The following is a 13,937-nucleotide window of genomic DNA, read 5'->3' on the forward strand; positions in this document are numbered from 1 at the left end:
CAGGGGGAGGTATCACGCAAACATTTTTTTTACTTTTTGAATTCCAAGTAAAAGTTTATCTATTTCTTCTTTAGTATTATAAAATGCAAATGAAGCTCTTGCTGTTGCCGGCACATTAAATCTTGCCATCAGCGGTTGAGTGCAATGATGTCCTGTACGTATTGCAATACCGTCTGTATCTATAATAGTTCCGATATCATAAGGATGTATTCCGTCTATCACGAATGAAACAACTGATGCTTTCTCTTTTGCAGTTCCGATTATTCGTAACCCTTCCACTTGAGAAAGTTTTTCTGTCGCATAATCCAATAATAAATTTTCATGCGTTACTAAATCATTTCTATCAAATTGATTTATATAATCAATGGCAGCACCGAGACCAATTCCGCCGGCAATATTGGGAGTTCCTGCTTCAAACTTTCGCGGTAGATCATCGAATGTAGTTTTTTCAAATGTTACTGTTCTAATCATATCACCGCCGCCTTGATATGGAGGCATCATTTCCAGCCATTCCGTTTTACCGTAAAGTACGCCAATGCCGGTCGGTCCAAAAATTTTATGTCCGGAGAATGCATAAAAATCTGCGTTAAGATCCTGAACATCAACTTTGAAATGCGGAACTGCCTGAGCGCCATCGAGAAGAACGGGAACCCCGTGTGAGTGAGCAATCTCTATTACGGGATTGATTGTTCCCAATGAGTTTGATATGTGAACTACCGAAACAAGTTTTGTTTTTTCAGTGATCAGTTTCTCATAAGCTTCTAAATCGAGTTCACCAGAATCATTGATTGGAATGACTTTCAATTTAATTTTTTTTCTATCGCCCATTAATTGCCAGGGAACAATGTTCGCATGATGTTCCATGTGCGAAATAATTACTTCATCGCCATCCTTAAAATGTTTTGCTCTGCAAAGTGAAGACGCAACAAGATTAATTGCTTCGGTTGTTCCTCGAACAAAAATTATTTCCGAAGCACTTAATGCATTAATTAATTCTTTTACTTTAAGGCGTGCAGTTTCATATTGTTCGGTCGCTAATTCACTTAAGAAATATAAACCGCGATGAATATTTGCATTATCAAAAGAATAGTATTGAGTAAGTGCATCAATAACTGATTGTGGTTTTTGTGATGTTGCTGCGTTATCGAGATAGACCAATAATTTTCCGTTAACTAATCGTTTGAGAATTGGAAAATCATTTCGAATTTTTTCGATTTCAAATTTTCTCTTTATTTCCGTAATTGTGTTTATCATTTCTACTCTCAAAATAAATGGAACGCGGATAAAATCTGATTAAGCGGATTTCCGCTGATTAATCCTAATTCTATTGTTCGTTTCCGACTTCTACTCTATGCAAATGTTCAAATATCATATGATTTATTTGTTCTTTAAGCGGCTCAATCTTTACTGTATCAATTACATCATTGGCAAATGCCCGGATCAACATTGATTTTGCCAATTCTTGCGGAACTCCGCGGGATCTAATATAAAATTCGGAAGTATCATCAAGATGCCCGACTGTTGCACCGTGAGAACATTTTACATCATCGGCAAAAATTTCAAGCTGAGGTTTTGTATCTATTGTTGCCGTTTTAGAAAGTAAAATTGTTTTATTCTGCTGATATGCATTCGTCTTCTGAGCATCTCGTCTAACAATTATTTTTCCGTTAAATACACCACGCGAATTGTCGTCAAGAATTCCTTTGTAAAGTTCGTTGCTCATACAATTCGGTTTTGCATGATCTACAAAAGTATGATTATCAACGTGCTGTTTACCATGCGCCAGATATAATCCATAATAATGTGTTTCGATGTTTTGATCATCGTGCAAAGTATTTATATCGTTGCGTACAATCGCTCCGCCGAAATTTATATTATAATGATTGAAGACACTGTTCTTCTTTTGAATTGCCTGCACTTTCTCAATATGATATGATTCATCGTTTTCGTTTTGAATCTTATAAAAATCTACAATTGCATTTTCTTCAACATAAACTTCTGTAATGATATTGCTGAAATAAGTTTTGTTGCTGTAACCATTATAATTTGTAATTACACTTACTTGCGAATTCTTTCCGGCTACAATTAAATTTCTTGGTGTTGAAAGTACAAGATCATCCTTGCTTGAATTCAAATAGAGAACTTGAATTGGTTTTTCTAAGATCATTCCATCCGGAAGAATAACAACAAGTCCATCATACGAGTAAGCTGTATTCAAAGCATTAAATGCATTATCAATCTTCGAAAGTTTATTTATGTACTTACTAATCGAGTCGGGATTATTTTTTGTGATTCTATTCAATCCATCAACAACAACACCTTTTGGTAAATTACCAATCTCACTAAGTTCTTCCGCAAATAATCCATTTACAAAAACTATTAAGTGATAGTCAAAATCCTTAAAGAGCAATGGTTTGATTTCTTCCTTTCTGAATTTATGAAGAGTTGAAATTAATGCCGGAATAAAATTCTGTTTAAGAATCGGTGTTACGTTTGTGTATTTCCATTCTTCATTTCGGTTTGTTGGAAAACTAAGTTCAGCCAAACTTATTAGTGCGTTCTTGCGTATATCATGCAAAAAGGATTTTGATTGACCGTTCAATTTATCTTCAAATGATTTAAACTTTGATACGTACCACTCGTTAGCACTTTTATGTTCTATATTATTCATTTGTTTTCCGATCACGCGTTTTCAGTTTCTAATTCTTCCGTCTTGATCCAATCATAACCTTTTTCTTCCAGTTCAAGAGCTAATTCTTTCCCGCCGGATTTAATAATTCTTCCTTTGGAAAGTACGTGGACAAAATCCGGTTGGATATAATTAAGTAATCTTTGATAATGAGTTACAACCAAGAAAGCATTGTTTGGATTTCTATAAATGTTTACACCGTTTGATACAATCCGCAATGCATCAATATCAAGTCCGGAATCGGTTTCATCAAGAAGAACAAACTTCGGTTCAAGCATCAGCATTTGAAAAATTTCATTTCGTTTCTTTTCACCGCCGGAAAATCCAACATTAACAGCACGACTGATAAGTGTATCATCTAAACCCAAAACTTTTGCTTTGTCTTTAATACGGTCAAGAAATTCTTTAGGTGTCAGCTCGGTAAGATTATTATATTTTCTGATTTCATTCAAAGCTGTTTTCAAAAATGTTGCATTACTGATTCCGGGTATTTCAATTGGATACTGAAACGCTAAGAACATGCCTTCGCGTGCACGTGTTTCTGGATCCATATCCAATAAATTTTTTCCTTCAAACAAAATAGTTCCTTTAGTTACTTCATAACTTTTATTTCCGGTTAAAACATTTGCAAGTGTACTTTTTCCCGAACCGTTCGGACCCATAATCGCATGTACTTCGCCGGTCTTTATTTCAAGATTAATTCCTTTAAGAATTTCTTTTCCATCAACATTTGCATGCAGATTTTTTATTGATAACATTCTTTCTCCCTAGTTCTCAGCTGTCAGCAATCAGCTTTCAGTTCTAATTAAATTCTCAATTCGCAACCTGCCTGCCGGCAGGCGAGGTTCTAAATTCTCAATTGCTTTTTATCCTACCGATCCTTCTAAACTAATCGCTAGAAGCTTTTGCGCTTCAACTGCAAATTCCATCGGTAATTCCTTAAAGACTTCTTTACAAAAACCGTTTACGATCATGTTAACCGCATCTTCGGTTGATATTCCGCGTTGATTTAAATAAAAGATTTGGTCCTCTCCAATTTTGGAAGTAGTTGCTTCGTGCTCAACTTTTGATGATTCATTTTCAACTTCTATGTAAGGAAATGTGTGAGCGCCGCATTTATCACTCATCAGCATTGAATCGCATTGAGTATAGTTGCGTGCACCTTCAGCATTCTTGCCAATCTTAATCAATCCACGGTAAGAATTATTGCTGTGTCCGGCAGAAATACCTTTTGAAACAACTGTGCTCTTTGTGTTTTTGCCGAGATGAATCATTTTTGTGCCGGTATCGGCTTGCTGATAATTATTTGTAACCGCTACGGAATAAAATTCTCCAATCGAGTTATCACCTTGCAGAATACAGCTCGGATATTTCCATGTAATTGCAGAACCAGTTTCAACTTGCGTCCAAGATATTTTTGAATTTTTCCCTCTGCAAGCTCCGCGCTTAGTAACAAAATTGTAGATTCCTCCTTTACCTTCTTTATCGCCAGGATACCAATTTTGTACGGTCGAATATTTTATTTCAGCATTATCCATTGTAACCAATTCTACAACAGCGGCATGTAATTGATTGTTATCGCGTATTGGCGCGGTGCATCCTTCAAGATAACTTACATAAGCTCCTTCTTCAGCAACTATTAGTGTACGTTCAAACTGTCCTGTGTCTTGTGAATTGATTCTAAAGTATGTTGATAGTTCCATCGGGCATCGAACACCTTTTGGAATCCAAACAAAAGAACCATCGCTAAATACTGCGGCGTTTAATGATGCATAATAATTATCTGTGTATGGAACGACAGAACCTAAATATTTTTTTATCAGTTCTGGATGTTCTTTAACAGCTTCCGAGATCGAACAAAAAATAATTCCCTTCTCTTTCAAAGATTCTCTAAATGTTGTAGCAACAGATACAGAATCGAAAACTGCGTCAACAGCAACACCTGATAAAAGTTTTTGCTCTTCCAGAGGAATACCAAGTTTTTCAAATGTCTTTAGTAATTCAGGATCAACTTCATCCAGCGAATTTAATTTTGGTTTTTGTTTTGGTGCAGAATAATAACTGATATCCTGAAAATTAATTTTAGGATAATGAACATTTGGCCATGTTGGTTCTTCCATCTTCAGCCAATAACGAAATGCTTTCAAACGCCATTCAGTCATCCATTCCGGTTCGTTCTTTTTTTTAGAGATCATCCTAACAACATCTTCGTTCAATCCTTTGGCAGCTGTTTCTGATTCAATATCTGTAACAAAACCCCATTTATATTCCGAGCTGGTCAGATCGTCCAAAACTTTCATATCATCACTACTTGTTTCACTAGAAATAGTCTTTTTCTCACTTATTTCATTCATATAACATCTTTCTTTTAATTACTGATTCAAACCTATTCTATCTGGAAAATAAAGTCAAGATTAAAAATAAAACTATTATAGTGGCTAAATCGTTCCAAATCAAAAATTAAACTAAAGTTCTTTGGCGGTCTATTTCAAAGAGTAAAACACCTGTGGAAACTGATACATTGAGGGAATCAATCTTTCCTTTCATTGGGATCTTAATGAGGAAGTCGCAATTCTCCGCAACAAGTTTACGAATTCCTTTTTCTTCGTTTCCGACAATCAGTGCTAAAGGAATTTTATAATCCGGTTCTGTGTAATTTTTTGAATCAGCAGTCAGATGAGAACCCGCAATCCAGAATCCTTCTTTCTTCAATTTTTCAATTGCGTGAACAAGATTATTTACTTTGCAGATTTTAAGATGTGAGACAGCCCCGGCAGAAATTTTTTCTACCGTTTCATTTATTGGTGCGCTTTGGTTTGTAGTAACTATAATACCATCAACTCCGGCGCATTCTGCAGTTCGTAAAATTGCGCCTAAGTTGTGCGGATCTTGAATCGAATCAAGTAATAATAAAAAAGGAAATTTTGATTTTTTGGATTCGGATATAATCTCATCAATCTCAAAATATTTTTGAGAACTTTTTAGTGCTATAACACCTTGAGAATTTTCACTGTCAGAAAGTGAATTGAATTTTGGTGTGGATAGTTGTGTAATTTTAATTCCGCGTTTCTTTGCTGCAGAAAAAATTTGGTTTATAACTTCTCCATGCTGACCAAAAGAAATATAAACTACTTCAAGTTCAACTTCCGATTTAAGTGCTTCGAGTACAGGCTTACGTCCATAAATTTTTTGCATAATACCTCCCCCGCCCTTCAAGATGAAGGGAGAAGGTTTAATTTATTATAGAAAGGAAAATTCTTTTTCTGATACTTCAAATTTGCAAAAGAGACGATTGTTTTTCTTATTCGCTTTATACTGTTTTGTTAATAAAATTTCTTTTTTATAAATGTTGAAATGAAATTCGCCGGTGTTAATTGCGCCATCCTGCTTAACAACATTAACCTTATAATCACCAATCAAATCTTCAAAGAGTAATTCTGTTTTTGCCGGCTGCACAAGAGGAACAACATTTGCTTTTGCTTTTAATCCCATTAAAATAAAATTTAAAACATTTTTCTCTTTCACTGACTCAATGGATACTTCGTAAGAAAAACTTGTAAACTCAACTATTGTTTCAATTGCAAAAACACAATACTGTTTTTTAACCGATTCATCATACTTATAGAATGCTTTGCAGAGATATTCTATCTTATCGGGTTTTTTTAATGGGATAGCGGCAATTGCAGTATGAGCTTTCTTTTTTCTTGTCTTAGGAATTTTTGGCGTCACTTTGGGTTTTCGAAGAGACAATCATTTCTCCTTGATGCTCGTATAAATTTTATCAAGATCATTTTTAGAAAAATTTTTCTGTTCGCTGCTGCTCATATTTTTCAAAACGATTTCGTCTTTACTAAATTCTTCCCCGCCGATAAACAAAACATACTTTGCGTTCAATCTGTTAGCTTCTCGCATTTGTGCTTTAACACTTCTGCTTAAATAATCCAGATCAACAACAATTCCTTTTCTTCTAAAATCCACAGCGGTTTGATAAGCAAATTTTTCAAATCCTTTTTCTATTGTAACTATGAACAAGTCTATTTTTTCATCATCAAGAGAAAATGATTTTTCGTTTTCGCAAGCGAGTAGAATTCTTTCCATACCTGCAGCAAAACCAACCCCCGGAGTTTCGTTTCCACCGAGTTCTTTAACCAGCAAATTATATCTTCCGCCGCCGCACAATGCGCTTTGTGAACCAACACTTCCACTTACAACTTCAAATGTTGTGTGTGTATAATAATCAAGTCCGCGGACAAGTTTTGTATCAACCTCAAAAGGAATTTTTATTGATAGCAATGTTTGTTTTACTTTTTCGAAGTGCTGAAGACTTTCATCATCAAGAAATTCCATAAGCAGCGGAGCGTTCTCCATTATTTTCTGATCATTCTCTTCTTTACTATCAAAGATTCGCATGATGTTCGTATCAAATCGCTTTCTGCTATCCGATGAAAGTTTGTTAAGGTGAGGTTCAATATATTTGCGCAAAACTTTTTTATAATTTTCCCGCGATTCCGGAACTCCCAACGAATTAATTTTTACAATTAAATTTTTCAAACCGAGAAGTTTAAAAATATCGTAAGCCATAATTATTATTTCGGCATCAAGAAGCGGATCATTACTTCCCATTGCTTCGGCGCCGAATTGATGAAACTGCCTAAATCTTCCTGCCTGAGGTCGTTCTTGCCTGAACATTGGTCCGGCATAGAACAGTTTATTAAGGTTTTGTTTTTTATCCAAAGAATGTTCAATGAATGCGCGTACAACTCCTGCGGTCATTTCAGGTCTTAGTGTAATACTATCGCCGCTTCGATCAAGAAAAGTGTACATCTCTTTACTAACAATATCAGTAGCTTCACCAATTCCCCGCGCAAAGAGGGATGTTTCTTCAAAAATTGGAGTGCGGATTTCTTTGTAGTTGAATTTAGAAAAGACGGATTCAACAATGGATAAAAGAAAATTCCATTTAGGAATATCATTCGGAAGTATATCGCGGGTACCGGTTACAGCTTTAATCATGTAATAATATTATGCTGTTTCAAAATATTGTTTTTCTTCATTCTCGAAGAGTAAATAAATCTCTACGGCAGTTTTAGCTTTTGAAAGACTTTCTCTGAATTCATCTTTGTTCATCATTCGAGAGATCCGGCTAAGTAATTTTATATGCGGACCAACTAAATTTTCTTTTCCTACTAAAAGAAAAACTAAGTTAACAGGTTGTTCGTCAAGAGCTTGGAAATCAATTGGTTCATCAAGTTTACCAAAGGCAGCTACAATTTCATTAACACTGTTTGTTTTTGCGTGAGGTATTGCAAAACCTTTTCCCACACCGGTTGACATAATTTTTTCTCTTTCATGAACTGCGTTACGCATTTCATCTAAATCCTTTACACGTTCGTCATTCTTAAATAAATCAACAAGTTCATTAACAACATCTGTTTTCTCTTTTCCTTGTAAAGAAGGAATAATCTTGCCTACCTGTAGAATTTCGCAGATTTTCATTTAATTTTACCACATATATTATTTTTAGGTTCTTGACAAAAATACGTAAGGAGTTATCCTTAATCAAAGAAAAGTTGGAAAGAATAAAATCTATTTTTCATCAGCAGTTCAAGAATAATTAAGCTCTTTTAATTCAATAACAGGATAAACTTTTAAATTCCGCTGGAGAATCAACTATACGACCTTAACAAATCTTTTTTTGAAAATAGTTTATTTCTTCAAGTTCTTAGAAAAAGTATTGAATTCTTTTTTACAATAACTCTTTCAAAGCCTCTGCAATTATTTTAACTCCTTTTTCAATTTCATCTTCGGGTGTATGAGAGAATGCTAATCTTAGACAATTATTTTTAACACCCATAGGATCGAAGGTCTTACCTATTACAAAAATTGCACCACGGCTCATAGATTCTCTTAATATTTCAAGTGCATCAATGTGTTGCGGCAGGGAAATCCAAATATAAAACCCGCCTTTAGGAACAACCCATTTGGCTTCCGATGGCATATTTTTCTGCAAACAATCATTCATTATTTTCATTCTTCTTGCGTAAGTAATTCTTAATCGTTCAACATAAGGTTCCAGTTTTCCTTTTCTTAAAAATTGATCGGCAAGAACCTGGGTAAAAGTTGAAGAGCAAGCATCCATAGATTGTTTCGCTAATTGAGCTTTATTAATTATTTCCGGCGAAGCAAGCAACCAGCCAAGACGCAATCCAGGTCCAAGAATTTTTGAGAATGAACCAACATAACATATAGGTACAGGTTCGGGTTGAATTGTTTTCATCGGTATAGTTAATTCTTTGTAATCATCTTCAAAATAAAGTTCGCCGTAAGGATCATCTTCAATAAGAATTATTTCTTTACCATAAAGATATTTTAATAACTCTTCTTTTCTTTTTTTGCTGTAAACAATTCCGGCCGGATTATGAAAATATGGAGATAGGTATATAAGCTTGGCTTTCTTAGCCTCGTCTTCCATAGCTCTTTTTAGTTCACTTATAACGATTCCATCCGAATCCAGAGGTATACTAACAATGTTAGCCTGATAAGATTTAAATGCAGAAGTGCCGCCTATAAAGCAGGGGTTCTCAGTGATTACAGTATCTCCGGGATTAACAAAAAGTTTTGTTATAATATTAATTGCTTGAAGAGATCCTGAGGTTATAATTATTTCATTCGTATCAACCGGTAAATTTTTACTTCTCAAATATTTTTTTAGAGATTCAATTAAAGGTGGATAACCGGAAGTAGGTCCATATTGAAAGCCAATTTTTTTCGTTTTGTCATCAAGTCCGTTGTAGATATCATCAATCTCTTTAACAGGAAACAGATCATTATTCGGCATACCACCGGCGAAAGTAATAATATCCGGTCTCATTGCTATACTCATTAAATCACGTATCTCTGATGTTCTCATTGAGTCAACGCACTGAGAAAATTTTATCATATTAGCTCCATTTTCAAGCGGTTTCCAAAACTGAGAAACACCGCGTTTCATTATATAGTAAATAAGTTAAAATTTTTTGTACATGAAATATGATAAAAATTGTTGGGAAAAAATATGTGATTGTTGTTATATGAAATGACTAAATCGGACAAGAGATTATGTGAGAATTAATTTGTTATTTGCATGAAAAACTTTTCTTCCCTGTTGAAAACATTTTTAGTTTTTCTTTACATGTATAATTCTTGTTTCTTTTCGTTTACTTGTATGATCTAAAGGAAATATTTTTTTGTGTGCGAATGTAAAAGTCGGACGGCTTTTTGACAGAGTTGAAAAATCTATAAATAAAAGTTTGCTGCGCGAGATCTTGATTCCTTTACTTCATCATTCACGATAGTATATCGTTTGCCATTACCGTTTGTTTTATCCAAATGCCTTTCTTCTATTCGGATCCCTTTTTGTGAATCTCTTTTAGATACGGTTAGTTTACGAATAATTTTTACTTCTTTAAGTTTTAAATCATCTATAGGAAAAATTTGAGGCGGGATAGCTGATATTTTTTCCCGAAATAACTCCTGTTCATAATTAATTTTACTTTGTAGTAATAATGATTTTTGATTTAAACTACTGTCCGCAGAATTATAAGAAACTTCTTCTCCAATTCTTGATTTCGACATTAGATATGAGATGATGATAACACATACTAATAATGTCCCTACAAACAGAAGGATATTGTAGATGATCTGTACTAATTCCATTAATTTTTCCGTATTAAGGCACTATAAGTATGGCAAGTAAAATGCCATTTCTTATTTGCTTTTTGAATTCTTATCGAAGATGAGCAAAGGAAAACTCGTTCCATTGTGAGACTATAAAATATTTTAAGACATATTTTGTCTTTGGAATCTTCTTTCTTTTCTGTTTCTTGATCCAACTTTGTAATCAGATTTTATTTTTCATTTCTAAAAATGAGAAACTCAAACAAACATAATTATGAATTAGAACAACTTCTTATTAACGTAAAAAAATAATTGCTACTCCGCTAACAGCAATAAACGCACCCGCTATTGAAATCCAAGAAAGTTTTTCTTTGTAGTAAAAATGCACTAAGGGTAACATAAGAATTGGTACGGTTGCCATGATGGTTGATGCAATTCCAACTTTGGTGTGTGAAATAGATATAAGACTAAATGTAATTCCAAGATATGGACCAAATACAGCGCCTATAAGAGTGAACAAAAATCCTTTTTTATCTTTCATGTAAACTTTTACAGGCTCTCTAAATCTTTTTGTAACGATCACGATCGGATAAATTATTATCACGGCAGAAGCAATTCTAACAAAACTTGCAAGAAAACCATTTATCTCGCTTTCATTAAAAGCATATTTTGCAAAAATTAATCCGACTGCTTGACCAACAGCCCCGATCACAGCATAGAATATTCCGCTGTAATCAATTTTATAATTTGATGTAGGTCTTTCTTCTCTTTTGAAAATAACTAATGCTATTCCGAAAACTGTAACTGAAATACCAAGTACACCAAGAATGGACAATCTCTCACCCAAAAAGAAAAATGCAAGTAAAGCTGATATAGGAGGAACTAGCGCCATGACTAACATACTTATCCTAGCGCCAATATTTCTGAATGCTTTAAATAAAAATGTATCTCCAATTACTAATCCGGCAAATCCGCTTATAGTAAGATTCCAAATTTGATTAGAGGAGAGGTCAATTTTTACATTTAAAAATATTAACGTAACCGATAAAAATATTAATGCGAGAAACATCCGTGTTACATTTACATACATCGGTCCAACACGTATTGATGCTTCAGTAAATGCTATTGAAGACATTGACCAGAAACAGGCCGTCATTAATGCAGTAATTTCACCAAGCAGGGGCATAATAAATTAGTTATGATTTATCAATTATTAGTTATGAATGTTAGAAAATTTTTAATTCAACTCAAGTAGTCTTGGAAATCAACAGTGAATAATTTTGATACTCTATTGATGAGACAAATCTTTTATTATTCCATAACGTGTGAATACACGTCCATCAGCTTTAATTTTTTCAAATAAGTCTAAATTCTTTTGCGGTCTTGGTTGAAGTAAATGATAAAGATGATATTGGATTGCCATGTGATTCAAGGATTTTGTTTTAACATCATTTAATTCAAGACGGAATTGAATATCGCTGTCCTCACCAACAGAAGGAGCTTCATATCGTTCGTCGAAACCATTAATTGCAAGAATATCATTTTTATGAATTGAAAAGTTAGAGCCAAGGAGTCCACGATACTTTTTGTTAAAAATTTTTCTGAGAAAGTGATTCTTAAAATAAAATCCTTTTTCAACATCAGTAGAATAGCCGAATATACTATCGAGCATAAGCTTAAAATATTTTCCTTCTAAATAACCAGACTTAATTTTTTCTTCATCCAATGTATCTGTTATTTTTTGCGACATATTTATTCTTCGACCTGTCAAACATGTTTTTTCTTTTCTGTTTTGGAAATGCTCTTTTACAAATTCAGAATGAGGTATACAGTCTCCATCAATGATGATCAAATAATCGGTATTTGCAGCTTGAATAGCCCGGTTTAGAATTCGATTTTTTCTAAAACCAATGTCTTCATGCCAAACATAATAAACCGGAAAACTAATTTTACTAATTAGACTTTTAATTTCCTTAACAGCATTTTCGTTTGAGCCATCATCTGCCAGAATAATTTCAAAGTTAGTAAAAGATTGATTTTCGAAACCGGCTAAAACTAATTTCAAATAATCAATTCGGTTATAAATAGAAATAATAACAGAAACTAGAATATTATTGGGCATCTCTTTCATTTGCTTTTAAATAAACCACTTTCTAAACTATAATGTAAAATACATTTTGTACTCAAACGGATGCGGCATTGTACCAATAGCATGAATCTCTTCACTTTTAACCTTTACCCATTGTTCTAAAAGTTCATCATTAAAAATATTTCCGCGTTTCAAGAAATCATTATCAGCTTCCAAAGCATCTATTGCTTCGGTAAGATTACGCGGAAGCATTTTCACTTTGTGGAGATCTTCTTCTAAAAAGTTTTTATCATATGGACCGAAACCTTCTTTCACAGGATCAATTTTATTTACAACACCATCCATACCGGCAAGAAGCATTGCGGTTAAGCACAGATACGGATTCATCGTTGCATCAGGCGGGCGGTATTCAAATCGTGTCTCATCCGGATTGTTAACATATTGAGGAATTCGAATTGCAGATGCGCGGTTGCCTTGTCCGTAAGTCATTGCAACCGGAGCTTCAAAACCCGGGACTAGACGTTTGTAGGAATTTGTACTTGGATTTGTAAAAGCTGAAAGAGCCGGGCCATGTTTCAACATTCCGCCCATAAAAAATCTTCCAAGTTCGTTCATGTTTCCGTATTCACCTTTTTTGTAGAACGCATTCTTTCCTTTCTTTGTCAGAAACAAATGTAAATGCAATCCGTTGCCGGGTTGTTGATACATCGGCTTCGGCATAAATGTGATGAATAAATTTTTCTGTCTTGCAAAATTAAACAGTACATATTTTGCAGTGATTATATTATCGCCGGTTGTAAGAAGATCATTAAAATAAGTTTCTATTTCCTGCTGTCCTCGCTCTCCGGTTTCGTGATGATGGTATTTAACTTTTATACCATATTTCTGCAATAACTTGGATGCTTCATCGCGAAAGTCGTCATAAAGATCGAAAGGATTTGCGGCATGGTATGCGCGTTTATAAAATTCTTCGTTATGTTCAACACGGTAATAAGAAGTTGCTGTGCGCGTATCGTAATCAACATTTGAAAAAATATAAAACTCAAATTCAGGTCCCCACCAAGATTTATCAGCACCCGTGACTTTTTTCAACAATAGCTCGGCTTGCATAGCAATATATCTGCCGTCTTGAGAAAAGCGTGATCTTTTCAAATCTGTTAACATAATGTTTGAATAGAAACTGAGCGTCGGTGCATCACGGAAAAGATCAATCACAGCAGTTTCTAAATCCGGAATTAAAATCATGTCGCTGTTTTCAACTTTTCTAAATCCAAAACTTGAGCCATCGAATCCAACACCTTCGGAAATTAATTTGTTCATAATGTTTTCATGTACAGGAAGAGAAATGTGATGTAGTCTTCCGGAAAGATCAATACACTTTAAATCAATTACTTCAATTTTATTTTTCTTAATGATATTGTTGATTGATTGAATTGATTGCTTAGACATTATAACCTCAAAAAAATATTTAGAATTATAGAGACAAAAAAGCCCCCGATCATT

At 34.1% G+C, this 13,937-nt stretch carries 13 protein-coding genes; all 13 read right to left on the reverse strand.

Annotation, left to right across the window (positions count from 1 at the left end):
- Positions 1-12: 12 nt before the first annotated feature.
- The 13 genes from NTZ27_12665 to glnA all read right to left on the reverse strand — a co-directional run bounded on the left by NTZ27_12665 (position 13) and on the right by glnA (position 13,883).
- Positions 13-1,254 carry a cysteine desulfurase gene (locus NTZ27_12665; GenBank protein ID MCX6175598.1) on the reverse strand — a complete coding sequence of 414 codons (1,242 nt, stop codon included), beginning with the start codon at positions 1,252-1,254 and terminating at the stop codon, positions 13-15.
- 70 nt (positions 1,255-1,324) lie between these two features.
- Positions 1,325-2,671 (reverse strand): Fe-S cluster assembly protein SufD, encoded by a 1,347-nt coding sequence (gene sufD / locus NTZ27_12670; GenBank protein ID MCX6175599.1) that lies wholly within the window; start codon positions 2,669-2,671, stop codon positions 1,325-1,327.
- Positions 2,672-2,682: 11 nt separating this feature from the next.
- Positions 2,683-3,447 (reverse strand): Fe-S cluster assembly ATPase SufC, encoded by a 765-nt coding sequence (sufC, locus tag NTZ27_12675; GenBank protein ID MCX6175600.1) that lies wholly within the window; start codon positions 3,445-3,447, stop codon positions 2,683-2,685.
- Between the two features lie 108 nt (positions 3,448-3,555).
- Positions 3,556-5,043 (reverse strand): Fe-S cluster assembly protein SufB, encoded by a 1,488-nt coding sequence (sufB, locus tag NTZ27_12680; GenBank protein MCX6175601.1) that lies wholly within the window; start codon positions 5,041-5,043, stop codon positions 3,556-3,558.
- 106 nt (positions 5,044-5,149) lie between these two features.
- Positions 5,150-5,884 (reverse strand): 23S rRNA (guanosine(2251)-2'-O)-methyltransferase RlmB, encoded by a 735-nt coding sequence (gene rlmB, locus NTZ27_12685; protein ID MCX6175602.1) that lies wholly within the window; start codon positions 5,882-5,884, stop codon positions 5,150-5,152.
- 45 nt (positions 5,885-5,929) lie between these two features.
- Complete coding sequence (locus NTZ27_12690; protein ID MCX6175603.1) at positions 5,930-6,439, reverse strand: hypothetical protein; 510 nt, start codon at positions 6,437-6,439, stop codon at positions 5,930-5,932.
- The gene (hisS, locus tag NTZ27_12695; GenBank protein MCX6175604.1) at positions 6,440-7,702 is read right to left on the reverse strand and encodes a histidine--tRNA ligase; all 1,263 of its coding nucleotides are present in this window, start codon (positions 7,700-7,702) and stop codon (positions 6,440-6,442) included.
- A gap of 9 nt (positions 7,703-7,711) precedes the next feature.
- On the reverse strand, positions 7,712-8,185 hold the full coding sequence (locus tag NTZ27_12700; protein MCX6175605.1) for a PTS sugar transporter subunit IIA: 474 nt from the start codon (positions 8,183-8,185) through the stop codon (positions 7,712-7,714).
- 250 nt (positions 8,186-8,435) lie between these two features.
- On the reverse strand, positions 8,436-9,629 hold the full coding sequence (locus NTZ27_12705; GenBank protein ID MCX6175606.1) for a PLP-dependent aminotransferase family protein: 1,194 nt from the start codon (positions 9,627-9,629) through the stop codon (positions 8,436-8,438).
- Positions 9,630-9,964: 335 nt separating this feature from the next.
- The gene (locus NTZ27_12710) at positions 9,965-10,384 is read right to left on the reverse strand and encodes a hypothetical protein (GenBank protein ID MCX6175607.1); all 420 of its coding nucleotides are present in this window, start codon (positions 10,382-10,384) and stop codon (positions 9,965-9,967) included.
- Positions 10,385-10,640: 256 nt separating this feature from the next.
- Complete coding sequence (locus tag NTZ27_12715) at positions 10,641-11,531, reverse strand: DMT family transporter (protein ID MCX6175608.1); 891 nt, start codon at positions 11,529-11,531, stop codon at positions 10,641-10,643.
- 102 nt (positions 11,532-11,633) lie between these two features.
- On the reverse strand, positions 11,634-12,476 hold the full coding sequence (locus NTZ27_12720; protein ID MCX6175609.1) for a glycosyltransferase: 843 nt from the start codon (positions 12,474-12,476) through the stop codon (positions 11,634-11,636).
- 27 nt (positions 12,477-12,503) lie between these two features.
- The gene (gene glnA / locus NTZ27_12725) at positions 12,504-13,883 is read right to left on the reverse strand and encodes a type I glutamate--ammonia ligase (protein MCX6175610.1); all 1,380 of its coding nucleotides are present in this window, start codon (positions 13,881-13,883) and stop codon (positions 12,504-12,506) included.
- Positions 13,884-13,937 lie beyond the last annotated feature (54 nt).

It is taken from the genome of Ignavibacteriales bacterium (assembly GCA_026390775.1).
Taxonomy (GTDB): domain Bacteria; phylum Bacteroidota; class Ignavibacteria; order Ignavibacteriales; family Melioribacteraceae; genus Fen-1258.

What these genes read in the sequence shown, in the direction of transcription:
- rlmB (MCX6175602.1), bottom strand. Translation starts at nt 5,884, where the DNA reads ATGCAAAAAATTTATGGACGTAAGCCTGTACTCGAAGCACTTAAATCG.
- NTZ27_12665 (MCX6175598.1), bottom strand. Translation starts at nt 1,254, where the DNA reads ATGATAAACACAATTACGGAAATAAAGAGAAAATTTGAAATCGAAAAA.
- NTZ27_12710 (MCX6175607.1), bottom strand. Translation starts at nt 10,384, where the DNA reads ATGGAATTAGTACAGATCATCTACAATATCCTTCTGTTTGTAGGGACA.
- NTZ27_12715 (MCX6175608.1), bottom strand. Translation starts at nt 11,531, where the DNA reads ATGCCCCTGCTTGGTGAAATTACTGCATTAATGACGGCCTGTTTCTGG.
- NTZ27_12700 (MCX6175605.1), bottom strand. Translation starts at nt 8,185, where the DNA reads ATGAAAATCTGCGAAATTCTACAGGTAGGCAAGATTATTCCTTCTTTA.
- NTZ27_12705 (MCX6175606.1), bottom strand. Translation starts at nt 9,629, where the DNA reads ATGATAAAATTTTCTCAGTGCGTTGACTCAATGAGAACATCAGAGATA.
- sufD (MCX6175599.1), bottom strand. Translation starts at nt 2,671, where the DNA reads ATGAATAATATAGAACATAAAAGTGCTAACGAGTGGTACGTATCAAAG.
- NTZ27_12720 (MCX6175609.1), bottom strand. Translation starts at nt 12,476, where the DNA reads ATGAAAGAGATGCCCAATAATATTCTAGTTTCTGTTATTATTTCTATT.
- sufB (MCX6175601.1), bottom strand. Translation starts at nt 5,043, where the DNA reads ATGAATGAAATAAGTGAGAAAAAGACTATTTCTAGTGAAACAAGTAGT.
- hisS (MCX6175604.1), bottom strand. Translation starts at nt 7,702, where the DNA reads ATGATTAAAGCTGTAACCGGTACCCGCGATATACTTCCGAATGATATT.
- glnA (MCX6175610.1), bottom strand. Translation starts at nt 13,883, where the DNA reads ATGTCTAAGCAATCAATTCAATCAATCAACAATATCATTAAGAAAAAT.
- sufC (MCX6175600.1), bottom strand. Translation starts at nt 3,447, where the DNA reads ATGTTATCAATAAAAAATCTGCATGCAAATGTTGATGGAAAAGAAATT.